The sequence below is a fragment of the Streptomyces sp. NPDC031225 genome (assembly GCF_055570355.1).
Window position 1 is genome coordinate 50,279 of record NZ_JBVIHJ010000019.1, and the last position, 21,546, is coordinate 71,824.

At 68.5% G+C, this 21,546-nt stretch carries 24 protein-coding genes and 1 tRNA gene; 22 read left to right on the forward strand and 3 right to left on the reverse strand.

Going from position 1 to position 21,546, the window contains the following annotated elements; translation table 11 throughout:
- Positions 1 to 846: 846 nt before the first annotated feature.
- The 3 genes from ACZ48Z_RS29310 to ACZ48Z_RS29320 are packed head-to-tail and all read left to right on the forward strand — an operon-like array spanning position 847 to position 1,903.
- A complete protein-coding gene (locus tag ACZ48Z_RS29310) occupies positions 847 to 1,293 on the forward strand; it encodes a DUF6941 family protein (protein WP_468738885.1) in 447 nt (148 codons plus the stop codon).
- A complete protein-coding gene (locus ACZ48Z_RS29315; protein WP_468738886.1) occupies positions 1,293 to 1,526 on the forward strand; it encodes a DUF4258 domain-containing protein in 234 nt (77 codons plus the stop codon). Before ACZ48Z_RS29310 ends, ACZ48Z_RS29315 begins: the two co-directional genes overlap by 1 nt.
- Positions 1,523 to 1,903: a DUF2283 domain-containing protein gene (locus tag ACZ48Z_RS29320; protein ID WP_468738887.1), complete on the forward strand. Its 381-nt coding sequence runs from the start codon at positions 1,523 to 1,525 to the stop codon at positions 1,901 to 1,903. Before ACZ48Z_RS29315 ends, ACZ48Z_RS29320 begins: the two co-directional genes overlap by 4 nt.
- A gap of 943 nt (positions 1,904 to 2,846) precedes the next feature.
- On the opposite strand, the gene ACZ48Z_RS29325 is transcribed toward ACZ48Z_RS29320, so the two are convergent.
- Positions 2,847 to 4,082, reverse strand: a complete 1,236-nt coding sequence (locus ACZ48Z_RS29325; protein WP_468738888.1) for a helix-turn-helix domain-containing protein — start codon at positions 4,080 to 4,082, stop codon at positions 2,847 to 2,849.
- Complete coding sequence (locus tag ACZ48Z_RS29330) at positions 4,079 to 4,399, reverse strand: putative quinol monooxygenase (RefSeq protein ID WP_468738889.1); 321 nt, start codon at positions 4,397 to 4,399, stop codon at positions 4,079 to 4,081. The genes ACZ48Z_RS29325 and ACZ48Z_RS29330 overlap by 4 nt, the downstream gene beginning before the upstream one ends.
- 188 nt (positions 4,400 to 4,587) lie before the next feature.
- Between ACZ48Z_RS29330 and ACZ48Z_RS29335 the strand changes: the two genes are divergently transcribed.
- From ACZ48Z_RS29335 to ACZ48Z_RS29390, 12 genes are all read left to right on the forward strand, one after another.
- Positions 4,588 to 4,944: an SCO3933 family regulatory protein gene (locus ACZ48Z_RS29335; RefSeq protein ID WP_468738890.1), complete on the forward strand. Its 357-nt coding sequence runs from the start codon at positions 4,588 to 4,590 to the stop codon at positions 4,942 to 4,944.
- A 2-nt stretch (positions 4,945 to 4,946) separates the two neighbouring features.
- A complete protein-coding gene (locus tag ACZ48Z_RS29340; RefSeq protein WP_468738891.1) occupies positions 4,947 to 6,287 on the forward strand; it encodes an FtsK/SpoIIIE domain-containing protein in 1,341 nt (446 codons plus the stop codon).
- Between the two features lie 83 nt (positions 6,288 to 6,370).
- A complete protein-coding gene (locus ACZ48Z_RS29345) occupies positions 6,371 to 6,589 on the forward strand; it encodes a hypothetical protein (protein ID WP_468738892.1) in 219 nt (72 codons plus the stop codon).
- Complete coding sequence (locus ACZ48Z_RS29350; protein WP_468738893.1) at positions 6,586 to 6,774, forward strand: hypothetical protein; 189 nt, start codon at positions 6,586 to 6,588, stop codon at positions 6,772 to 6,774. The genes ACZ48Z_RS29345 and ACZ48Z_RS29350 overlap by 4 nt, the downstream gene beginning before the upstream one ends.
- 75 nt (positions 6,775 to 6,849) lie before the next feature.
- On the forward strand, positions 6,850 to 7,524 hold the full coding sequence (locus ACZ48Z_RS29355) for a DUF2637 domain-containing protein (protein WP_468738894.1): 675 nt from the start codon (positions 6,850 to 6,852) through the stop codon (positions 7,522 to 7,524).
- Positions 7,525 to 7,543: 19 nt separating this feature from the next.
- Positions 7,544 to 7,738 carry a mobile element transfer protein gene (locus ACZ48Z_RS29360; protein WP_468738895.1) on the forward strand — a complete coding sequence of 65 codons (195 nt, stop codon included), beginning with the start codon at positions 7,544 to 7,546 and terminating at the stop codon, positions 7,736 to 7,738.
- A 20-nt stretch (positions 7,739 to 7,758) separates the two neighbouring features.
- Entirely contained in the window at positions 7,759 to 7,914 is a 156-nt protein-coding gene (locus ACZ48Z_RS29365) for a hypothetical protein (protein WP_468738896.1), read from the forward strand.
- A 12-nt stretch (positions 7,915 to 7,926) separates the two neighbouring features.
- Entirely contained in the window at positions 7,927 to 8,241 is a 315-nt protein-coding gene (locus ACZ48Z_RS29370; RefSeq protein ID WP_468738897.1) for a SpdD-like protein, read from the forward strand.
- A gap of 89 nt (positions 8,242 to 8,330) precedes the next feature.
- Positions 8,331 to 8,528 carry a hypothetical protein gene (locus ACZ48Z_RS29375; protein WP_468738898.1) on the forward strand — a complete coding sequence of 66 codons (198 nt, stop codon included), beginning with the start codon at positions 8,331 to 8,333 and terminating at the stop codon, positions 8,526 to 8,528.
- Positions 8,525 to 9,913: a replication initiator protein RepSA gene (repSA, locus tag ACZ48Z_RS29380; protein WP_468738899.1), complete on the forward strand. Its 1,389-nt coding sequence runs from the start codon at positions 8,525 to 8,527 to the stop codon at positions 9,911 to 9,913. The genes ACZ48Z_RS29375 and repSA overlap by 4 nt, the downstream gene beginning before the upstream one ends.
- Before the next feature lie 11 nt (positions 9,914 to 9,924).
- Positions 9,925 to 10,098: a helix-turn-helix transcriptional regulator gene (locus ACZ48Z_RS29385; protein ID WP_468739007.1), complete on the forward strand. Its 174-nt coding sequence runs from the start codon at positions 9,925 to 9,927 to the stop codon at positions 10,096 to 10,098.
- A complete protein-coding gene (locus ACZ48Z_RS29390) occupies positions 10,095 to 11,468 on the forward strand; it encodes a tyrosine-type recombinase/integrase (RefSeq protein WP_468738900.1) in 1,374 nt (457 codons plus the stop codon). Before ACZ48Z_RS29385 ends, ACZ48Z_RS29390 begins: the two co-directional genes overlap by 4 nt.
- Positions 11,469 to 11,686: 218 nt before the next feature.
- Here ACZ48Z_RS29390 and ACZ48Z_RS29395 read toward each other — a convergent pair.
- Positions 11,687 to 11,758, reverse strand: a tRNA-Arg gene (locus tag ACZ48Z_RS29395).
- A gap of 128 nt (positions 11,759 to 11,886) precedes the next feature.
- Between ACZ48Z_RS29395 and ACZ48Z_RS29400 the strand changes: the two genes are divergently transcribed.
- The 7 genes from ACZ48Z_RS29400 (at position 11,887) to rho (ending at position 21,464) form a co-directional block, all read left to right on the forward strand.
- Positions 11,887 to 12,405 carry a response regulator gene (locus tag ACZ48Z_RS29400; RefSeq protein WP_468739008.1) on the forward strand — a complete coding sequence of 173 codons (519 nt, stop codon included), beginning with the start codon at positions 11,887 to 11,889 and terminating at the stop codon, positions 12,403 to 12,405.
- Positions 12,406 to 12,538: 133 nt separating this feature from the next.
- Positions 12,539 to 13,732, forward strand: a complete 1,194-nt coding sequence (gene nrtL, locus ACZ48Z_RS29405; protein ID WP_468738901.1) for an ArgS-related anticodon-binding protein NrtL — start codon at positions 12,539 to 12,541, stop codon at positions 13,730 to 13,732.
- Positions 13,733 to 13,757: 25 nt separating this feature from the next.
- Positions 13,758 to 15,149 (forward strand): diaminopimelate decarboxylase, encoded by a 1,392-nt coding sequence (gene lysA / locus ACZ48Z_RS29410; protein ID WP_468738902.1) that lies wholly within the window; start codon positions 13,758 to 13,760, stop codon positions 15,147 to 15,149.
- A 213-nt stretch (positions 15,150 to 15,362) separates the two neighbouring features.
- Positions 15,363 to 16,655 (forward strand): homoserine dehydrogenase, encoded by a 1,293-nt coding sequence (locus ACZ48Z_RS29415; protein ID WP_468739009.1) that lies wholly within the window; start codon positions 15,363 to 15,365, stop codon positions 16,653 to 16,655.
- 6 nt (positions 16,656 to 16,661) lie between these two features.
- The gene (gene thrC / locus ACZ48Z_RS29420; RefSeq protein WP_468738903.1) at positions 16,662 to 17,720 is read left to right on the forward strand and encodes a threonine synthase; all 1,059 of its coding nucleotides are present in this window, start codon (positions 16,662 to 16,664) and stop codon (positions 17,718 to 17,720) included.
- 289 nt (positions 17,721 to 18,009) lie between these two features.
- Positions 18,010 to 18,945 carry a homoserine kinase gene (gene thrB / locus ACZ48Z_RS29425; protein ID WP_468738904.1) on the forward strand — a complete coding sequence of 312 codons (936 nt, stop codon included), beginning with the start codon at positions 18,010 to 18,012 and terminating at the stop codon, positions 18,943 to 18,945.
- Positions 18,946 to 19,361: 416 nt separating this feature from the next.
- Positions 19,362 to 21,464 (forward strand): transcription termination factor Rho, encoded by a 2,103-nt coding sequence (gene rho, locus ACZ48Z_RS29430; RefSeq protein WP_468738905.1) that lies wholly within the window; start codon positions 19,362 to 19,364, stop codon positions 21,462 to 21,464.
- The last annotated feature ends 82 nt before the right edge of the window (positions 21,465 to 21,546 follow it).

A 21,546-nucleotide genomic window follows, 5' to 3' on the forward strand; every position in this document is an offset into this window, starting at 1 on the left:
AAACGGCAACGACCCGCCAGGCCGTGTGCGTTTTGGCGTGAACGCAAAAACTCCCGACCTGTAGTTCTGCAGGTCGGGAGTTTTTCCCGGAGTGCCCCCGGCAGGATTCGAACCTGCGCACACGGCTCCGGAGGCCCCGGCAGTTTCACGATGAGTGGCTGGTCAGAGCCGCGCGGTCACTCAAGCGGGTCTGGCTTGTCCACGGATAGTCCACGGAGAAGTGCGCGACTTTTGATGGCGCTGCGAAGCTCCGGAACGATCAAGGAGATATGTGGTTCAGACTGGGGAGATGAAGACACATTCAGTCCACTATGAGGCGGAATACGTCGAGTCCCCTCACGGCCGCCGTTCTCTCCACACAGCTCACGTGACCTGCCCTTGCGGTTTTCAGACGGGATCCGTTTCGCCTGCCGCTGCGCAACGAGCTGCCGAGACGCACATCGACGCGGTAGGCCTGCCTGACCCCCAGCGCCAGTTGCGGCGACTCATACTCGCGGGCTGCTGACAGGGGGGCGGTCAGCTCAGCGTCATCATCCCGTTCTCGTAACAGAGGCGAAGGCCCAGGTGAGGCACGTCGCCAGCCTGTCACGATAGTCGTACGAAGGCGCCACTGTCTGCCCTTGTCTGTCGACGTTGATGTCAGGCACTGATGTCAACGTCCTCTCGTGTTGTAACGGGCCTCTTCGATCAGTGCGCGCCATCTCACTGCACGTTACGAGCTCGTGGTCACCGATCGAGATGCCTGGCTTAACACCTCACGAGACTGAGGCGCGTCAGATCGAGGAACTTCTGCCCTGCCCCTTCGTTTCCCCATAGGGTGGGCAGTCGGCTGAGCAACTCAGTCCCATGATCATTGCGGTCCTTGACTGGAGGATGGCCTTGGCTCGACTGCAATACGCGCTGTTGGCGGAGTACACACGCGTGGATGCTGCGGGCTTGTTCACCATCGTTGGTGCAGGCTTCGATCACGTTCGTGTATCGACGCTCCCGACCTACCAATCCATGGGGCTGGCCCTTCGCCTGCTGCTCCCAGAGGGGCAGGAACAAGCCAACGTTGGCGTCAGTTTGAGACCTCCTGAGGGCGTACATCTGCGCTTTGAGTCAACCTTGACTCGCCCTCTCGATGCGAAGCCCCACGAAGGTTTCGTTGGAGTCCCCCTGGCTATCAATCTCACAGTCCCTATCGCGGTAGCTGGTGTCTACCACTGGAGGATCGAGGTAGACGGCGAGGAGCAGCAAGGACTGTCCTTCGAGGTGGAGGTGTCTGGAGCTACCCCGCAGGACGTCAGCTGATGAGGCTCACCTACACTCGCCACGCGCAACGACGAATGATCCAGCGCAACGTCACCAGAGCTGATGTCGAGAACGCTCTGCACAACTACGTACAACGGCTAGCTACACCCGAACCGAGCATCCGATATAGAGGCCCCGGCCTCAACGGTGACATACTCAAGGTGTGGGTTGTTCCCGACAGTAGCCCTGGAGCAGACAAGACGATCAAGAGCGTAGCCTGGGAGGGTCGATGAAGCAGGAGCCGACGATCGTTGTCGAGTTGGACCCCGACGCGGACGCCGCATACGTCACGCTAAGTGACAGGGCTGTCGCTCGGACAGTGGAGTTCTCTGCCGAGGTCATGGTGGACCTGGACGAGCTCGACGTTGCCGTGGGTGTAGAACTGCTGACTCTGACATCTGCTTTCGGCGCTGCCGAGGTCGCCGAGTTGGTCCGACGCTTTCACGTCCCAACTGCCGTAGCCACCTATCTGCCTGCCGCCTTTGATGCCATCGCCCGCTGGACGCCAGCAAACGTCTTCCACGCCGTAACTGGTACGCGATCTGACCATCGGCCGGGTTTCGCCACGCTGCGGTCGTCTGGCGAAACCCTCGAAGAGTGCGCAGGCTAGCCGCAGCCTTCTGCCCCTCAACCTCCGGCCGCCGCCATTCAGGTACCGATCAGCGGATTGCGCCGAATGAATGAATGCAGCGGATACAGAGTGTGATCATGAGGGCTCCTGCATCAGTCCGCCCACTGCTACGCTCCGTCGCTACGCTGACCACAGGTCACGGAGCGTAGCAGTGGGCGGACTCGCGGCTTCAGCTCTTTGCGGAAACGTTGCCCAAAATGGGCTCACGAGAGCTAGTCGTCGTACGTAGGTCGGCGTAGCGACTTTGGCCGGGAGCTGCTTTGGGGGGAGTGATCATGGCCCCGTAAGCTTCCGGCGCGTCGGGCAGTCTGTGGACCTGCCCGTTAAAGCACGACGTTGGGGCCATGATCTTCGAGGCTCCCCCCAAAGTGGCTGGCTAAAGTCGCGGAGCCGACCGCCCCAGCCACGCGGCAACGACCCCGGTAGCGAGGTAGACCGCGGGGAACCGCCGCCGCGATCCGGCCTCCTCGGTAACCCAACGCGTCGTTGGCCTGGTGTGCGGCAATCCCCTGTACCTCATGGCCCGGTGCTGGGTTCTTGGCCGCTGCTGGTGGCGACGGGCGGGCGACGGTGCGCGGCCGGTGGCGGAGACATAGAGGCGGCGCGGCGGCGACCGACCGGCGCCGCCGCGCGTGCGCGGCCCCTCGGTCCTCTTGGATCGATCCCGACTCTGTTGGGCGGCTCGGGTCTCATGGTCTTGATGGGGTGTCTCGTGCTCGTGCGCCTTATGGGTCCTACGGGTGCTGCTGGGCCTTCCATCCCTAGGCCGGATCGCGGCGGCGGTTCCCCGTGGGCGTGCCCTGCATCACCGGAGCAAGATCCCAGTTCATGGGGCGGTTGGTGCTCGCGGCCGGAGCAAGACGGCCGCGAGCGGAGCGAGCCTTGATGAAGTAGGGAAACTTCCACCGCGAGACCGGGGGGCCTAGATCACCGCGCTCCGCTCGGCCAAGGTGCGCAGCGATTCGGGGACGCGAGGGTCTGAGAGCTGGATCAAATCGCGGATCAACTCGCGGGCCAAGTGGTGATCGTGGATCTGCTCGGGCGCCTGAGCTTCGGCCTCCAGGAGTGCGGCTGTGGCCTCGCCGACGTGTCGCCGCTGCGCGTGAGCTCGCGCCACGTCAAGCAGGAAACGTGACTGCCTCTCGGGCGAAAGGCCTGAGGCGTCAACCTGCTGGGCTACCTCCAGGGCAAGCCCTGCATCTCCCAACTCCACTGCCGTACTCACAGCATGGATCTCGACGTTCGTCGGCCCGAACTCCGTGTCGAAGTCGTTGCGGTCCCCGCCCAACCGCGCTGCGATGCCTCGCGCTCGGTCGATGTACTCATGGGTCCGCCCTCGGTTGCCCTCCCTCGCGTTGATCACTGCGAGAACGAGGTTCATTGCGCCGAACAGCGACAGTTCTTCGGGCGGGCACGTTGAGGCCTCTGCCCTCGGAGCCATGACGGTTGCTGCGGAGTTCGCAGCTTGCTCCGCTTGCTCCATGTGCTGCTGCCGCATGAACGCGTGGGCCATACGAAAGAGGCTCGCGACGACTTCCAGTGGTTGGCCCGCAAGCTCAGCCGCTTGCAGTGCTCGGTCGGCCGCGACCCACGCCGCATCCGCCTGATCTTGCCGGGTGAAGCTCGCTGCGGCCACCTGGTACGTCTTGGCGCGTAGGGCATGGAGTTCTGAGCGATCGGCTGCTGGTGCGCGGCGCACCGCGGCCTCGATGCTTGGGAGCAGCTTGGCGAGGTGATCGCTCAACGCCGCATACCTCGATGCGTGCACGAGGGTCCATGCCTCGTCCACTTGCTGATGGAAGTCGGCAAGCGATGGCGCCGGTTCGGCCGGCGGTTGGTGGAAGAGGCTACCGAGTGCTGGATGACCGGTGAGAGCTACCCGCAGACCATCCAGGTCGTTGCTCGTCGTCTGCTCTTCCGGTTTCGCATCGTCGACGGGTGCAGCATCTAGGTGCAGTTCGCGTACGGGCACGTTGAGTGCATCGGCGAGAGCTTGTAGGACTGACAGCCGCTCGACGGGCTGTACGCCTCTCTCGACCTGTGACACCCAGCTCTCAGAACGCCCCATCGCGGCAGCAAGGTCACTCTGCGACATGCCTGCGGCGCGGCGCAGCTCCTTCACCCTCTGGCCAAGAGTCTTGGTTTCAGAAGTCGTCACTTCTCGACTCCGGTGGGGTACTTCCCTGAGTACGGCTGAAGGCGGTCAACCTCGGTCTTCTCGACGTACTTGGAGCGCTCGGCGAGGAAGTGGCGCGTGTGGGGCTGGCGCTCGTGCTCCTCGAAGGCGGCGTGATCCGCGTACAGCTCGTAGAAGATCCGCTCATTGGGTGCGCCCTCGACCTCATGACAGGCATAGACCAGCGTGCCGGGCTCGTGAGCCCGGATCCCTTCAGCAGTCTCCCGGATCAATGCGTCAAACGCCTCGCCCGCACCGTCACGCAGGGTGAAGCGAACAAAAAGCCCGAAGTTGGCCATTTCATCCTCCTTGTCGTCGCACTCAGTGTCGCAGACTCGGACTTCCTCTACTAGTCGCAGTTTTTCTGTTGACTCGCAGTTTTTCTGCGAGTAGCTTCGGTGGTGTCGAAACAGCAAACCCCGGTCTGCGTGCCATCCGCCAAGATCACAACGCAGCCCGGGGTCCGTCCCAACAGGGAGACTCCATCATGCGTCAGATTCCCGTCGAGACCTCCGGCGCCACCGTGATGGTGGCCCAGGCCCCCGAGCCGAAGATCAAGGACCGCCGGACGGGCGAGATCGCCATGGACACCGAGACCGGCGCGACGCTGATGACCGTGAACGTGATGTTCGCGGCCAACGGTGACGTCGAGATCCTCACGATCACTGTCCCCGAGCCGGGTATCACCGGTGAGCTGGCGATGGGTACCCCGGTCGCGCTGACCGGCCTGATCGCCCGGCCGTGGGAGAACGAGTTCAACGGCCAGAAGCGGCACGGGATCGCGTTCCGTGCGGTCGCCGTCACCTCGCTCGCCGCCGCTGCGTCGAAGCCGAAGGCGGCTTGAGCATGCTCAAGCTGTTAGTGATCGCGCTCGCGGTCCTGGTCGGTGTGGCGCTGCTGCTGAAGTGGCGCCGCCCGGTCTGGTACTGGCTGAGCTTCGGCGTCACCCTCGCGATCCTGCGGGTGGCGTTCCGCTACGCGGCCGTGATGGAGGCCTGCCGTCTGACGGTGCCTGCCTCGCGGATGCGTCGGGCGCTGGCCCGCTGGATGAAGAAGCCGGTCCCGCAGCAGCGGGTGCCGCGTCTGTTGTGGATCCGCCCGACCCGGACCGGCCTCCGGCTGCGGATCCGGCTGTGGCCCGGCCAGGATGCGTTCGAGTTCGCCGCCGCCTCCGACCGGCTGCGCCACTCCTTCGCCGTCCATCAGGTCACCTCCCGCGAGATCAAGCCCGGTGTCATCGAGATCGCGCTGACCGGCTATGACGTCCTCAAGCGGGTACAGATGCCCGCCATCACCGACCGCGGCCTGTTGAAGATCCCGCTCGCGCTGGTGGAAGACGGGGCGGTGCACTACCGCGACTACCGCGAAGTGCCCCACGCGATCACGGTCGGTGCCACCCAGTCCGGCAAGTCGGTCACCCAGCGCACCGTGATCAAAGAACTCGCCGCGCAGCCGGTCGCGCTGGTCGGCATCGACTGCAAGAAGATCGAACTGGGGCCGTTCGCCCGCCGCTTCTCCGCCCTCGCCGACAACCCCGACGATGCCATGGAGCTGCTGGAAGCCCTCGTGGCCCGGATGGAGGTCACCTACGACACGATCCGCCGCGAACAGCGGATCAGCGCCGACACCCCCGACGGGGAGATCGCCGCGAACATCTGGGACCTGCCCGAGGACCTGCGCCCGATTCCGATCGTGGTCACCATCGACGAGATCGCCGAACTCGCGCTCAGCACCAAGAAGAACGACCCGCGCCGCGACCGGATCGTCAAGGCACTGGTCCGCCTCGCCCAGCTCGGACGCGCCGCGGGCATCTTCCTCGACATCTACGGGCAGCGCTTCGGCTCCGAGCTCGGCGATGGCATCACCATGCTCCGTGCCCAGCTCACCGGGCGGATGGTGCACCGCGTCAACGATGAATCGACGGCGAAGATGGCGTTCGGGGACATCTCCCCGCACGCGGTGTTCGCCGCCACTCAGATCCCCAACAGCCGCCGGGGGATGGCCGTGGTCGGCTACTCCACGGGCGAATGGGTCCGCATCCGCACCCCGCACACGACCATGCGCCAAGCCGTCGCCGCCTGCAACAAGCACGCGCATCTGGCCCCGGATCTCCCGGAGTTGGCCCGCTTCCGCCCGCTGCACGACCTCGCCCCCGTCGAGGCGCCCGCGGTGACCGAAGCCGCCTGAACGCCCTCCCCTGTTCCACGGTCGGCGCGACCGCTTCGCGCCGGGTCCCTACCCGTCCCATGCCTGAAGGAGGAACGCCTCCCGTGTGTGACAACTGCGAGGACTTCCACCGCACCGTGATCCTGCTGGGCGCCCTGGCCCTGTACGCCGACACCCTCGGCGCCGACGCCGACCAGGCGTTCATCGAGACCGTCGGCCCGTGCCTGGCCGCGTCGCTGCCGGAGCCCCCGCCCGGCCTGTTCCCGCCCGGCTACGACCCCACCGACGGTCCGGAGTACCCCGGCGAGGGGTGGACCCCGTGACCGCCGCGAAGAAGCCGACCACCCGCCGCCGCACTGCCAAGCCGGAGCCGGTGAAGTGCTCGACCTGCAAGGGGACCGGTGAGGTCTCCCGCACGGTCCGCGTCGGCCGCAAGCAGCGCGCGGTTGGTCAGCAGACCGGCTTGTGCCTGGCCTGTCTCGGCTCCGGCCACGCCGCCACCGACTGAACCCGCCGGGACGGGGCGGCCGGACACCTGATCCCCGCCCCGTCCTGGCCCAACACCCCTGAAGGAGGTGAAGACATGACCCGCTCGATACGCCCGGATGCCGTCCTGATCCAGGCCGTGATCGCCGGAGCCTTGTCCTTCGCCCACCTGCACGACCTCGCCGCCGCCGCCGGACAGACCGGCTGGAAAGCCTGGGCCTACCCGATCAGCGTCGATCTGCTCCTAGTGGCTGCCTGGCGTCGGCTGCGCTCGGATGGTCCCTCCCGGCTGGCCTGGTGCTGGTTCCTGATCGCCCTGGTCGCCTCGCTCGGCGCCAACGTCGCCACCGCTGGATTCCTCGACCTCGACCAGCCGCCCGCCCTGCTCCGCCTCGGTGTCGCCGGATGGCCCGCTCTGGCCTTCCTCGGCGGCACACTCCTGGCCCACTCGCCGACCACTGCCGGGGACCGGGTGCCGGTTCCGCCGGCGCCCGCAGCCCCGGCCCCCGCACCTGAAATGGACCGCGAACCCGCCCCGGCCTCGGCTCCGCAGCAGGCTGCCCCGCTCGCCGCTGGCGAAGCGGCTCCGGCCCTGCCCGCCGCTGCCCCGGCCCCGGCCCCGCCGGTGCCTGCCGCGCTGGTGGCTCACGCCCGGAAGGTCGCCGACGATCACCAGGCCCGGACCGGCTCACCGATCGACACCGACACCCTGCGCGCCCGCCTCGGTGTCCCCGCCCCCATGGCGGACGCCATCGCCGCTCAACTCACCTGAAAAGAAAGGAAGTTCACCCATGGGGATCTATCAGATCTGGAACGAGATGCACCGCGTGGGCACCGTCGCGATCGGCGGCGGACCCGACCAGCGGACCGGCGAGATGAAGTACGTCGCCGCCTGCGAGTCCGAGGACTGCGGGTGGTCGTCCGCCTACGACTCCTACGAGGCCGCCATGGTCGCCGCCCGCGGCCACCGCTGCCCCGTCCGCTGAGACCCGAAGGAGATCAGCTCATGTCCGTGCCGCTGTGGTTCTTCATTGCCTGCCTGGGCGTGGTCGGCGTCAAGCTCCTGCGCCCGCCCTGGTGGCTCGTGGTCGTCCTGCTGATCGGCGGCTACCTCCTCGCCGACAGCTTCCTGGCCCCCGCCATCGACACCGCAACCAAGTAAGGAGACCCCGCCATGATCCGACCCAAGGTCCCCGTCAACCCGACCCCGACCGGGCTGAGCACCCCGCCCGCCGTAATCCAGCCGACCAGCATCACCCCCGGCACCCCGACCATGCCGCCCGCGCCGATGGCTCCGGTCTCCTCGCGGCCCACGGTCCAGCTCACCCCCGGCGCCGTCGTCGCCGTCGCCGGAATGGGCACCGCGGTCGTCCTCGTGGTCGGCGCCGTCCTGGTCTCGATGCTGCTCGCAGTCGCCATCACGGGTGCCTCGGTCGCCGTGTGTGCCCTGGTCATCCGCTCGATCCTCGCCAGCGACACCCGACGCTGACCGGCCCCCGGAGCGGCGTCAACCGCCAAGTCTCGTCCGCTCCGGGCGCCGTCCCTGTCCGAACCAAAGATCCGGAAGGAACTCCCATCATGACCGGCCACACCCCGGCCCCGCACGCCCAGGCGCGGATCTGCCCGAACTGCCACGGCTTCGCCTCCGCCGCCGTCACCTCCGGCGGCCGTGACCACCGCGGTCACCTGCGCACGATCACCGTCGACTGCCCGGCCTGCCACGGCCACGGCGCCATCCCGCTCGCCGCCGTCCGGTTCACCGGGGGCCGCGCATGACCGACACCGCGACCTTCGCGGGCCTGGACCCGGCCACCCTCGCCGACACACTGCGAGTGGCCGGGTCCCCGGGCTTCGACCGCTGGCAAGACCAGATCCGCCGTACCGGTGGCTGCTCCGACCCCATCCACCTGACCGGCTGGACCCTCCACAAGGACAAGACGACCGGCGAACTCCTGCACCGCTACAGCACCGACGGCGAGCCCGGCGGCCGTCTGCGCATCGCCTGCGGCAACCGCCGCGCCTCCCGCTGCCCCGCCTGCGCCTGGACCTACGCGGGCGACACCTACCACCTGATCCGTGCCGGGCTCGTCGGCGACGACCGCCGCGACATCCCCGGCTCGGTCCGGGATCACTCCCGGGTCTTCGCCACCCTCACCGCACCCTCGTTCGGCCCGGTCCACAACCGGCCCGACCGCGGTGCCTGTCGTTGCGGGGCACGGCACACCCCCGACGATCCCGCCCTCGGCACCGCCCTGGACCCGGCGACCTACGACTACGCGGGCGCGGTGCTCTTCAACAACCACGCGAGCGAGCTGTGGATGCGCTTCGCCAATCGGCTGCGCCGCGAGATCGCACGGCGGGCCGGACTCACCCAACGCGAACTCGCCGAGGTCTGCCGGGTCTCCTACGGCAAGGTGGCCGAGTTTCAGAAGCGCGGCGCCGTCCACTTCCACGCCGTGATCCGCCTCGACGGACCCGACGGACCCGAGTCGGCTCCGCCCTCGTGGGCCTCGGTCGGCCTGCTCACCGACGCGACCCGCGCCGCCGTCCGGCACTCCTACACCAGCGTCAGCGTGCCCGCCTCCGGCGACCAGCCCGCCCGCACCTTCCGGTGGGGCCGACAGCTCGACATCCGACCCGTCAAAGCCTTCGGTGACGGCTCCGAGCTGACCGAACAGGCCGTCGCCTCCTACGTCGCCAAGTACGCCACCAAGGCGGCAGAGACGACCGGCACAGTTGATCGCCGGGTCGGCAACAAAGAGGTCCTGGAACTCCTCGGCATCCCGGACCACCCCCGGCGCCTGATCGAAGCCTGCCTCGACCTGCACGCCCTCTACCCCGACCGCAAGCTCCTCAACTGGGCGCACATGCTCGGCTTCCGCGGCCACTTCAGCTCCAAGTCCCGCCAGTACTCGACCACCCTTGGCGCGCTGCGCCAGACCCGCGCCGACTACCGCGCCGCCCAAGAGCGCCAATCCCGCGGCCTCGACGACACCGAGCCGGACACCGTCCTTGTCCTGACTGACTGGCAGTACGCCGGACACGGCCACACCCCCGGCGAATCCGCCCTCGCCGCCACCATCGCCCGCGACATCCAACGCAACCGCGAAACCGCACGCCAAGCACTTGCAGATCTGCGTCCGGAAGGAGAACCGACGTGAAAGACGAGCTGATGACCGTTCCGGAGATCCTCGCTGAACTCAAGGGCATCTCACGCCGGACCTTCTACCGCTGGCGCGAACTGGGGCAGGCTCCGCAGGCATTCAAGTTGCCGAACGGTGAACTGAGGGTGTGGCGGAGTGACTTCACGGCCTGGCTGAATAGCCAGGAAAGGGCGGCGGCATGAAGTCGCTCGATGTAAAGGTTTGGGGCGTACGGAAGAGGAATACCAAGAAACCGTCCTATGACGTCAGGTGGGTTGTCGCTGGAAATGTGTTCCCCGAGCAGTTCCGCACAAAGGGTCTCGCCGACAACTTCCGTTCCAAGCTTCTCCGTGCGATGCGGGACGGCGAGGAATTCGACACGACGACCGGGCTTCCGGACTCGATGGTCGAAAAGACGCCCTCGATGACTTGGTACGCCTACGCGTTGAAGTACCTCGCCATGAAGTGGCCGCATGCTGCGCCGAACACTCGTGACGGGATCAACGAGTCGCTGACCGCGGTGACCATGGCTCTTCTCGACGATCGTCCGGGACGACCGACTGACGTGCTGCTCAGGAAGGCTCTCCGGAACTGGGCCTTCGTCCTGCCCGGCCCCGACGACCGCGAGTTGCCGACAGAGATCGCGAACACGCTGCACTGGGTGGTCAAGGCCTCGCGCCCGCTCTCAGACCTCGGCGACGCAGCGACCGCCAGAGCCGTGCTGGATTCGCTGAAGCTGAAGCTCGATGGGACGGCGGCAGCTGCCGAAACCGTACAGCGCAAGCGGCGGACCCTCGTCAATGCTATGCACTACGCGGTGGATCTCGGCGAATTCAAAGAGAACCCGATCACCTCGATTCGCTGGAAGAAGCCGAAGGTCGTCAAAGAAGTTGATCCCCGTGTGGTCGCCAACCCCGAACAGGCTCGGGCTCTCCTGACCGCGGTCTCCTACATCGGTGGCTACGGTCGGGCGCGTGGTCGTCGGCTGGTCGGCTTCTTTGCCTGCATGTACTACGGAGCATTTCGTCCGGCTGAAGTCGTCGGTCTCAAAGAGGCAGACCTCAAGCTGCCGGAAAAAGGCTGGGGAACGGCACTGCTGAATAGCACTCGTCCCAGCGTCGGCAAGCGGTGGACCGACTCCGGCGAGACACACGACGACCGCGGACTCAAGAACCGGCCCGTGGAAGAGGTCAGGCCCGTGCCGATCCCGCCTCACCTCGTCGCGATTCTGCGGGACCACATCGACACCTTCGGCGTGGCCGATGACGGACGGCTCTTCACCAACGAACGCGGGGGAGTGGTCGGCTCGTCGACGTACTTCCGTGTGTGGCAGGAAGCTCGCGCGCTGGCCCTCCCGCCGGCCGTTTTCGCCTCCCCGCTCGCCGCCCGCCCGTACGACCTCCGGCACTCGGCACTGTCGACTTGGCTCAACTCTGGAGTCGACGCAACCGAGGTCGCCGAACGCGCGGGCAACAGCGTGGAGGTCCTGCTGAGCCGCTACGCGAAGTGCATCGACGGTCGGCAGGAGACCGGCAACCGCAAGATCGAAGAGCTGTTGCGCGAGTACGAGTGACCCCACCCGCGCCGCGCTAGGCTTCAGGCCCCTGGATCCGTCCGGGGGCCTTCGCCGTTCCCGGGGGTGACCAGGGACGATGCCTCAAGATCGTGTCCACAAATAGTCCACGGACCCCGACATACGGCCGCTCAGGGCGGCATACGGCTGCACATACGCGAAGACCCCGGCCTCAGCGTTTCCGCTGGTGACGGGGTCTTTAGGCACCTCAGAAGGGGTGCCCCCGGCAGGATTCGAACCTGCGCACACGGCTCCGGAGGCCGTTGCTCTATCCCCTGAGCTACGGGGGCGTGTCGGCGTTGAGCTGGTGGCTCGCGGCGACGGGTAGAACACTACCAGCTCCCTCCGGGTGATCAGGAACGGGTTTCGCGGCGGTGTCGGGCGGTCGGAGTGGGGGTGCGTCCCCGTCCGGGTGGAAGTGGGGAAAACCCGGACGCGGTGGCCGGTCCGCACCTACTCTCGAGTTGTGCCAGGCGCGTCGGGTCGGGTGCTTGTTGTGGACGACAACAAGGTCATCCGGCAGTTGATCAGGGTCAATCTCGAGCTAGAGGGTCTCGAGGTCGTGACCGCGGCCGATGGTGTCGAGTGTCTGGATGTCGTGCATCAGGTGCAGCCCGATGTGGTGACCCTTGATGTGGTCATGCCTCGGCTGGACGGTCTGCGGACCGCCGCGCGGTTGCGTTCCGACCCCCGGACCTCTCATCTGCCCCTCGCCATCGTCAGTGCCTGCACGCAGTACGAGGTCGACAGCGGCCTTGACGTCGGTGTCGACGCCTTTCTCGCAAAGCCCTTCGAACCTTCCGAACTCGTACGGCTCGTAAGGCAGTTGTTGGAGCGGGGCGGAGAGGGGCAGGACGCGGCGGAGGGGGGCAGCCCTCTCGTCGGAGGTGTCCTCGGTGGTGGTGAGACCGAGCGGGTCGGTCGCACCGGCGGCTGATCGCCAGAACAACCGGCTCCCAGAGCAACCGGTTCCGAACGACCCGTCCCCGTCTCGCGGCCCCCGTCCACATCGCGGACCTCCGCCCAAACCTGTTCGCCTACCCACCCCCCTCCTCCCCTACGCTTGTCCCGTGACCCCCGTCGAGCTCTCCCGTACCGTGCTGTGCGCGGTGCGTCGTGCTGTCGACGACGGGGAACTGGACGTCCCCGTGCCGGGGCGGGTCAAGGTCACGCCACCCGGCCCCGGTGGCTGTGGCGACTACGCCACCAACGTGGCCCTACAGCTCGCGCGACCCGCCGGAGAGCCGCCGCTGCGGGTCGCTGAGATCATTCGACGGCACCTCGCCGCGGCGGACGGCGTCAGCGATGTCGTCGTCACCGGGCCCGGGTTTCTCAACATCAGCGTTCGGGGGAGCGGGGCGGCCCTCGTGCGGGAGATCCTGCGGTGCGGTCAGCGGTACGGCCATGCCGACCGGCCCAGCATCCACTGGCCCATCGACCGGCCTACCGCCGACCGGCTCACCGCCCACCGGCTCACCGCCCACCACCCCACCGGCGGGTCCTCCGACCGAGCAAGCGACCGTTCCAGCGACCGGCTCGTTCAACTTCACGCGCCTCACGACGTCCGTGCCGTCATCGTCGTCGACGCCGTCGCCCGCATGCTCCGTTCCCAGGGTGCCCTCGTCCGGACCACCTGTGCCGACAGGCCCGAGCCCGAGTGGGTCGGTGTCCTCGGTGCGCGCATCGATGCGTACGGCGTCCCCGGGGCGCCGGACGTGCGGCCCGTTCCCGCGGGCCTCGACCCCGTCCCGCTCGGCCGTGACGCCGCCCGTTGGGCCCTGCTCCATCCCGCCGCCCATGACCGTCCCCGTATCACCGGCGACCATCTCGTCCAGCGTGAGAGCAACCCTCTCTTCCGCGTCCGTTACGCCCACGCCCGCACCCGGGCCGTCCGTCGCAACGCCGCCGACCTGGGCTTCCACGCCGAGCCCGGCGACACCCAGGGCGCCGACACCGCCGTACAGGACCCGTGGGACCCGCGGGATCCGCAGGGGCCGCAGGGCACCAGGGCGCTGGAAAGCGCCCTCGCCGATCACCCCCGCGTCCTCGCCCGGTCGGCCGCGCACCGTGCCCCCGACCTGCTCACCCGGCATCTCGTCACCGTCGCCGATGCCGTTCTGCCGTTCCTCGCCACCGTCCTTCCGCGCGGTGCGGAGAAACCCTCGGCCGCCCACCGTGCCCGGCTCGCGCTCGCCGAAGCCGCCGGGGCGGTGCTGGCCGGTGGCCTGTCCCTGCTCGGCATCGACGCACCCGAACACCTGTGACGCACACAGAAAGCCACCCGAGAACATGAGCCGTTCCGCACATCCCGCCGGGCCCCGCCACGCCGATGTCCTTCCCGAGGGGCACTACTCCGCGCCGCCCGCCGACCTCAACACCCTCGACCCCAAGGTGTGGGCCCAGACCGTCGTCCGTGACGGCGACGGTGTCGTCACCGTCGGCGGCATCGACGTCAAGACGCTCGCCGAGGAGCACGGCACTCCCTCCTACGTCGTCGACGAGGCCGACTTCCGCGCCCGTGCGCGGGCCTGGCGCAGTGCCTTCGGGGCCGAGGCCGACGTCTTCTACGCCGGCAAGGCGTTCCTCTCCCGGGCGATCGTGCGCTGGCTGCACGAGGAGGGGCTCAACCTCGACGTCTGCTCCGGCGGCGAACTCGCCACCGCGCTCTCCGCAGGCATGCCCGCCGAGCGCATCGCCTTCCACGGCAACAACAAGTCCACGCAGGAGATCACCAGGGCGATCGAGAACGGCGTCGGCCGGATCGTCCTCGACTCCTTCCAGGAGATCGTGCGCGTCGCGCACATCGCGCAGGGACTCGGCAAGCGCCAGCGCGTCCAGATCCGTGTCACCGTCGGCGTCGAGGCCCACACGCACGAGTTCATCGCCACCGCCCACGAGGACCAGAAGTTCGGCATTCCGCTCGCCGGCGGGCAGGCCGCCGAGGCCGTACGGCGGGCCCTGAAGCTCGACGGGCTCGAACTCATCGGGATCCACTCCCACATCGGGTCGCAGATCTTCGACATGTCCGGCTTCGAGGTCGCCGCGCACCGGGTCGTCGGGCTGCTCAAGGACGTCCGTGACGAGCACGGCGTCGAGCTCCCCGAGATCGACCTCGGCGGAGGACTCGGCATCGCCTACACCAGCGACGACGACCCCCGTGAGCCGCACGAGATCGCCAAGGCGCTCACCGAGATCGTGACGAGGGAGTGCGAGGCCGCCAAGCTGCGGACCCCGAGGATCTCCGTCGAGCCCGGGCGCGCCATCGTCGGGCCGACCGCCTTCACGCTCTACGAGGTCGGCACCATCAAGCGGCTCGACGGGCTGCGCACCTACGTCTCCGTCGACGGCGGCATGTCGGACAACATCCGCACCGCGCTGTACGACGCCGAGTACACCGTCGCCCTCGTGTCCAGGACGAGCGACGCCGAGCCGATGCTCGCCCGTGTCGTCGGCAAGCACTGCGAGAGCGGGGACATCGTGGTGAAGGACGCGTTCCTGCCCGCCGACCTGGCACCGGGTGACCTCATCGCCGTACCGGCGACGGGCGCCTACTGCCGGTCCATGGCGAGCAACTACAACCACGTCCTGCGCCCGCCGGTCGTCTCCGTCAACGACGGTGCGTCGCGTGTCATCGTCCGCCGCGAGACGGAGGAGGACCTCCTGCGGCTCGACGTCGGATGAATACGGCAGCGGGATCGAAAGGGCCATGGCGCGAGCCCGACAGAGCCCGCGGCAGAGCCCCCGACAGAGCTGTCCCGGCGGGAACGGAAGATCTTCGGTCTTTCGCCCCCGGACAAATGAAATAGATGTCTCATAATCCGGACGAGGGGCAGAAACTCCCGTCCGGTGAGTGAGACTGGTCCCACCGTTGACGGTATGAGGAAACGAGGTCGGATGATGCGTACGCGTCCGCTGAAGGTGGCGCTGCTGGGCTGTGGAGTGGTCGGCTCAGAGGTGGCGCGCATCATGACGACGCACGCCGACGATCTCGCCGCCCGCATCGGGGCCCCCGTCGAGCTCGCGGGGGTCGCGGTACGGCGGCCCTCCAAGGTCCGTGAGGGCATCGACCCCTCCCTCGTCACCACCGACGCCACCGCCCTCGTCAAGCGCGGCGACATCGACGTCGTGGTCGAGGTCATCGGCGGTATCGAGCCCGCCCGGTCCCTGATCACCGCCGCCTTCGAGCACGGCGCCTCCGTCGTCTCCGCCAACAAGGCGCTCCTCGCCCAGGACGGGGCCGCCCTGCACGCGGCGGCCGGACAGCATGGCAAGGACCTCTATTACGAGGCCGCCGTCGCCGGTGCGATCCCGCTGATCCGTCCGCTGCGCGAGTCCCTCGCCGGCGACAAGGTCAACCGGGTGCTCGGCATCGTCAACGGCACGACGAACTTCATCCTCGACAAGATGGACTCCACGGGGGCCGGTTATCAGGAGGCCCTCGACGAGGCCACCGCCCTCGGGTACGCGGAAGCCGACCCGACCGCCGACGTCGAGGGCTTCGACGCCGCCGCCAAGGCCGCGATCCTCGCCGGGATCGCCTTCCACACGCGTGTGCGTCTCGACGACGTGTACCGCGAGGGCATGGCCGAGGTGACCGCCGCCGACTTCGCCTCCGCGAAGAACATGGGCTGCACCATCAAACTGCTCGCCATCTGCGAGCGGGCCGAGGACGGGCAGTCCGTCACCGCGCGCGTGCATCCCGCGATGATCCCGCTGAGTCACCCGCTGGCCTCCGTGCGCGGCGCGTACAACGCGGTGTTCGTCGAGTCCGACGCCTCCGGCCAGCTGATGTTCTACGGTCCGGGCGCGGGCGGTGCCCCCACCGCCTCCGCCGTCCTCGGCGACCTCGTCGCCGTCTGCCGCAACCGGCTCAGCGGCACGACCGGACCCGGTGAGTCCGCGTACGCCGCCCTCCCCGTGTCGGACATGGGCGAGGTCGTCACGCGCTACCACATCAGCCTCGACGTGGCGGACAAACCCGGTGTTCTCGCCCAGGTCGCCACCGTGTTCGCGGAACACGGGGTCTCGATCGATACGGTTCGCCAGACCGGCAAGGACGGCGAGGCCTCCCTCGTCGTCGTCACCCATCGTGCGTCCGACGCGGCCCTGAACGGGACCGTCGAGGCGTTGCGCAAGCTCGACACCGTGCGGGGTGTCGCCAGCATCATGCGGGTTGAAGGAGAGTAACGAGCAATGACCCACCAGTGGCGCGGAATCATCGAGGAGTACCGGGACCGGCTGCCCGTCTCCGACACCACGCCGGTCGTGTCGCTCCGTGAGGGCGGCACGCCCCTCGTGCCCGCGCAGGTGCTCTCCGAGCGCACCGGGTGCGAGGTCCACCTCAAGGTGGAGGGCGCCAATCCCACCGGTTCCTTCAAGGACCGCGGCATGACCATGGCCATCACGCGGGCCAAGGAGGAGGGCGCGAAGGCGGTCATCTGCGCCTCCACCGGCAACACGTCGGCGAGCGCCGCCGCCTACGCCGTACGCGCGGGCATGGTCTGCGCGGTGCTCGTCCCGCAGGGCAAGATCGCGCTCGGCAAGATGGGGCAGGCCCTCATCCACGGCGCGAAGATCCTCCAGGTCGACGGCAACTTCGACGACTGCCTCACCCTGGCCCGCGCGCTGAGCGACAACTACCCGGTGGCGCTGGTCAATTCGGTCAACCCGGTGCGCATCGAGGGCCAGAAGACGGCCGCCTTCGAGATCGTGGACATGCTCGGCGACGCACCCGACATCCACGTCCTCCCGGTCGGCAACGCGGGCAACATCACCGCGTACTGGAAGGGGTACAAGGAGTACGCCGCCGACGGCATCGCCGCCACGACTCCCCGGATGTGGGGCTTCCAGGCCTCCGGCAGCGCCCCGATCGTGCGCGGCGAGGTCGTCAAGGACCCCTCGACCATCGCCACCGCGATCCGCATCGGAAACCCCGCCTCCTGGCAGTACGCCCTCGCGGCGAAGGAGGAGTCCGGCGGGTTCATCGACGAGGTGACGGACCGTGAGATCCTGCGCGCCTACCGGATGTTGGCCGCTCAGGAGGGTGTCTTCGTGGAGCCCGCCTCCGCGGCCTCGGTGGCCGGTCTGCTGAAGGCCGCGGAGCAGGGCAAGGTCGATCCGGGACAGCGCATCGTCTGCACCGTCACCGGTAACGGTCTGAAGGATCCCGACTGGGCCGTCGCCGGCGCCCCGCAGCCCGTCACCGTCCCGGTCGACGCGGCTACGGCGGCCGAACGCCTCGGTCTCGCCTGAAACCGTCCCGCACGGCTCTGAACAGTCCAGGACCCTCCTGAACCGTCGTGAACGGTTCTGAGCAGGGAATCCCTGGAAGGGGTGCACAGGGGGCTTGCGACACGCATCGTGCGCCTCCTGTGCGCCCTATGTCGCCACAGAACCTTCCTTCGATAGGCTGTACCGAACCCGCCCGCTGCATATGCCTCCGCGCATGGCAGGGAGCCGCGTAGTCTCCGCGGCCTGAGGGTCTCCGGATACCTATCGAACGCCTTCGACAATCACGCAGCTCAAGGAGAGTCATCGAGAGATGGCCGGTCCCGCCTTCCGTGCCGCCGCCGTCCGGGTGCGCGTCCCCGCCACCAGCGCCAACCTCGGACCGGGCTTCGACGCCCTCGGCCTCTCACTGGGGCTCTACGACGACGTCGTCGTCCGGGTGGCCGACTCCGGGCTGCTCATCGACATCGCGGGGGAGGGGAGCGAGACGCTCCCGCGCGACGAGAGCCACCTTCTCGTACGGTCCCTGCGCACCGCCTTCGACCTGCTGGGCGGCCAGCCGCGCGGCCTGGAGATCGTCTGCGCCAACCGCATCCCGCACGGCCGTGGCCTGGGCTCCTCCTCGGCCGCCATCTGCGCCGGGATCGTCGCCGCGCGTGCCGTGACCATAGGCGGCGAGGCCCGGCTCGACGACACCGCGCTCCTGGAGCTCGCCACCGAGATCGAGGGCCACCCCGACAACGTGGCGGCCTGTCTGCTCGGCGGTTTCACGCTCTCCTGGATGGAGGGCGGCGCCGCCCGGGCGATCAGGACGGAGCCCGCCGATTCCATCGTTCCGGTGGTTTTCGTGCCCGGGAAGGCGGTCCTGACCGAGACCGCGCGCGGCCTGCTTCCGCGCACCGTGCCGCACGTCGACGCAGCCGCCAACGCGGGCCGTGCCGCACTGCTCGTCGAGGCCCTCACCAGGCGCCCCGAGCTGCTGCTTCCGGCCACAGAGGACCGTCTCCACCAGGACTACCGCGCTCCCGCCATGCCGGAGAGCGCCGCGCTGGTGGAGCGGCTGCGGGCCGACGGGATCCCGGCGGTCATCTCGGGAGCGGGACCCACCGTGCTCGCGCTGGCCGACGCGGACAGCGCCGACAAGGTGGCCCATCTGGCGGGGGAGGGCTGGGCCGCCAACCGGCTGGAACTCGACGCCCACGGCGCAAGCGTGCTGCCGCTCGCGGGGCCCGGTGATATCGGACAGTGACAGGAAATCCGGCGCCCGTCGCCGGATTTCGAGAGGGGGAATGTTTGTTGGATCCGGTAGTGTTAATCTCAAGTCTGCACCCGACCCCACCATGGCGAGGTGCTTCACGTCCCCGTCCGGGACAGACATTCTTCCGGGAGCCTCCCAAGCCGCACTGTGTTTCGTACGACGTACATGGGCAGTACCTCGTACGCGGGCACTGAGCGACTTGCCGGGCACGCTCCGGAACCGGTGCGACCAGACCGTGTGACACGGACACTCAGTGCCACGGCTTTCGGAAGCGCCGTCACCACATTCCTCCGCCGTTCAGGCGGACCACCGCCCCGGCACGGTCCACAAGGATGGGACCGCCGTCGGACAGCACAAACGGTCGCCGAGCCAGACAGGCCGACGTCCGCTCCAGGGAAGGACCCTTCGTGAGCGACACCACCGATCTGATGGGCGCACGTGTCGAGGAGACCGCTGCCGCGCCCGACACGGACGCCTCCGCGCCTGCCACCGGTGCAGGCTCCCGGCGGCGCCGCGGTACCGGCCTCGACGGCATGGTGCTGGCCGAGCTCCAGCAGGTCGCATCCGGCCTCGGCATCAGGGGCACCGCGCGTATGCGCAAGAGCCAGCTGATCGAGGTCATCAAGGAGGCGCAGGCGGGAGGTGGCGCTCCGGCGAAGGCCGCGTCCGCCCCCGCGGGCGACGCCGCCGAGACCAAGCCGAAGCGCCGCGCCACCTCCAAGGCCCGTACCGGCGAGGCCGCTGAGGCGAAGGCGGAGGCCAAGGCCGAGGCGCCCGCCCAGAAGGCCGAGAAGGCCGTGGCCCAGCAGCAGATCGAGATCCCCGGTCAGCCGGCCGGGGGCATCGCCCAGGCCGAGCGGAGCCGGGACGCCGGGGGCGAGGACGCTCCCGTCGAGCGCCGTCGCCGTCGTGCCACCGCCGAGGCCGGCGCCCCGGCGGGCGGCCCCGAGACGATCGTGGCCGAGGCGAAGAGCGAGACCAGGGCCGAGACGCCCGCGCAGCAGCAGCCGCAGGGCGACGCCGGTGACGGTGAGGGCCGTGGCCGCCGCGACCGCCGTGACCGGGGCCGTGACCGCGGCGAGCGTCAGGACCGCGGCGACCGTCAGGACCGTGGTCGCAAGAGCGACGACCAGCAGGGTCAGGGTGGCCAGCAGCGCGGTCAGCAGCAGGGTGGCGGCCGCCAGGACCGCCAGGACCGCCAGGACCGTCAGCAGCGCGACAACGGTCCGCAGCGTGACAACGGCCCGCAGGACGACGACGAGTTCGGCGATGGCCGGCGTGGCCGCAGGGGCCGTTACCGCGACCGCCGTGGCCGTCGCGGCCGCGACGAGATCGGCGGCGGCGCCGGTGAGCCGCAGCTCGCCGACGACGACGTCCTGATCCCCGTCGCGGGCATCCTGGACATCCTCGACAACTACGCCTTCATCCGTACGTCGGGCTACCTGCCGGGCCCCAACGACGTGTACGTCTCCCTCGCCCAGGTCCGCAAGAACGGCCTGCGCAAGGGTGACCACGTCACCGGTGCGGTCCGTCAGCCCAAGGACGGCGAGCGCCGCGAGAAGTTCAACGCGCTGGTCCGTCTGGACTCCCAGAACGGCATGGCGCCCGACTCGGGGCGCGGGCGGCCGGAGTTCAACAAGCTGACGCCGCTGTACCCGCAGGACCGCCTGCGTCTGGAGACGGACCCGGGCATCCTCACCACCCGCATCATCGACCTGGTCGCGCCGATCGGTAAGGGGCAGCGTGGTCTGATCGTGGCGCCGCCGAAGACCGGCAAGACCATGATCATGCAGGCGATCGCCAACGCGATCACGCACAACAACCCCGAGTGCCACCTGATGGTCGTCCTGGTCGACGAGCGTCCGGAAGAGGTCACCGACATGCAGCGGTCGGTGAAGGGCGAGGTCATCTCCTCGACCTTCGACCGTCCGGCCGAGGACCACACCACGGTCGCCGAGCTCGCCATCGAGCGCGCCAAGCGGCTGGTGGAGCTGGGCCACGACGTCGTCGTGCTGCTCGACTCGATCACCCGTCTGGGCCGCGCCTACAACCTGGCAGCGCCGGCCTCCGGCCGCATCCTGTCCGGTGGTGTCGACTCGACCGCCCTGTACCCGCCGAAGCGCTTCTTCGGTGCGGCCCGCAACATCGAGGACGGCGGCTCGCTGACCATCCTCGCCACCGCGCTGGTGGACACCGGGTCCCGCATGGACGAGGTCATCTTCGAGGAGTTCAAGGGCACCGGCAACGCCGAGCTCAAGCTCGACCGCAAGCTCGCCGACAAGCGCGTCTTCCCGGCGGTGGACGTCGACGCGTCCGGTACCCGTAAGGAAGAGCTCCTGCTCGGCAGCGACGAGCTCGCCATCACCTGGAAGCTGCGCCGTGTGCTGCACGCGCTCGACTCCCAGCAGGCGATCGAGCTGCTGCTCGACAAGATGAAGCAGACGAAGTCGAACGGCGAGTTCCTGCTGCAGATCCAGAAGACGACGCCGATGCCCGGCAACGGCGACTGAGCGGAAACCTTCTGAAGGGCCGTCCCCCGTTTTCGGGGGGCGGCCCTTTTTGTTGCTTCCTGGCGGGTTACGATCACGCTCT

Excerpts from the sequence above, each read along its gene's own strand:
- ACZ48Z_RS29360 (WP_468738895.1), top strand. The coding sequence starts at position 7,544 with ATGGGGATCTATCAGATCTGGAACGAGATGCACCGCGTGGGCACCGTC.
- ACZ48Z_RS29310 (WP_468738885.1), top strand. The coding sequence starts at position 847 with ATGATCATTGCGGTCCTTGACTGGAGGATGGCCTTGGCTCGACTGCAA.
- thrC (WP_468738903.1), top strand. The coding sequence starts at position 16,662 with ATGACCCACCAGTGGCGCGGAATCATCGAGGAGTACCGGGACCGGCTG.
- ACZ48Z_RS29415 (WP_468739009.1), top strand. The coding sequence starts at position 15,363 with ATGATGCGTACGCGTCCGCTGAAGGTGGCGCTGCTGGGCTGTGGAGTG.
- repSA (WP_468738899.1), top strand. The coding sequence starts at position 8,525 with ATGACCGACACCGCGACCTTCGCGGGCCTGGACCCGGCCACCCTCGCC.
- thrB (WP_468738904.1), top strand. The coding sequence starts at position 18,010 with ATGGCCGGTCCCGCCTTCCGTGCCGCCGCCGTCCGGGTGCGCGTCCCC.
- ACZ48Z_RS29390 (WP_468738900.1), top strand. The coding sequence starts at position 10,095 with ATGAAGTCGCTCGATGTAAAGGTTTGGGGCGTACGGAAGAGGAATACC.
- ACZ48Z_RS29385 (WP_468739007.1), top strand. The coding sequence starts at position 9,925 with ATGACCGTTCCGGAGATCCTCGCTGAACTCAAGGGCATCTCACGCCGG.
- ACZ48Z_RS29315 (WP_468738886.1), top strand. The coding sequence starts at position 1,293 with ATGAGGCTCACCTACACTCGCCACGCGCAACGACGAATGATCCAGCGC.
- ACZ48Z_RS29330 (WP_468738889.1), bottom strand. The coding sequence starts at position 4,399 with ATGGCCAACTTCGGGCTTTTTGTTCGCTTCACCCTGCGTGACGGTGCG.
- ACZ48Z_RS29320 (WP_468738887.1), top strand. The coding sequence starts at position 1,523 with ATGAAGCAGGAGCCGACGATCGTTGTCGAGTTGGACCCCGACGCGGAC.
- lysA (WP_468738902.1), top strand. The coding sequence starts at position 13,758 with ATGAGCCGTTCCGCACATCCCGCCGGGCCCCGCCACGCCGATGTCCTT.
- ACZ48Z_RS29375 (WP_468738898.1), top strand. The coding sequence starts at position 8,331 with ATGACCGGCCACACCCCGGCCCCGCACGCCCAGGCGCGGATCTGCCCG.
- ACZ48Z_RS29365 (WP_468738896.1), top strand. The coding sequence starts at position 7,759 with ATGTCCGTGCCGCTGTGGTTCTTCATTGCCTGCCTGGGCGTGGTCGGC.
- ACZ48Z_RS29370 (WP_468738897.1), top strand. The coding sequence starts at position 7,927 with ATGATCCGACCCAAGGTCCCCGTCAACCCGACCCCGACCGGGCTGAGC.
- ACZ48Z_RS29335 (WP_468738890.1), top strand. The coding sequence starts at position 4,588 with ATGCGTCAGATTCCCGTCGAGACCTCCGGCGCCACCGTGATGGTGGCC.
- ACZ48Z_RS29340 (WP_468738891.1), top strand. The coding sequence starts at position 4,947 with ATGCTCAAGCTGTTAGTGATCGCGCTCGCGGTCCTGGTCGGTGTGGCG.
- ACZ48Z_RS29355 (WP_468738894.1), top strand. The coding sequence starts at position 6,850 with ATGACCCGCTCGATACGCCCGGATGCCGTCCTGATCCAGGCCGTGATC.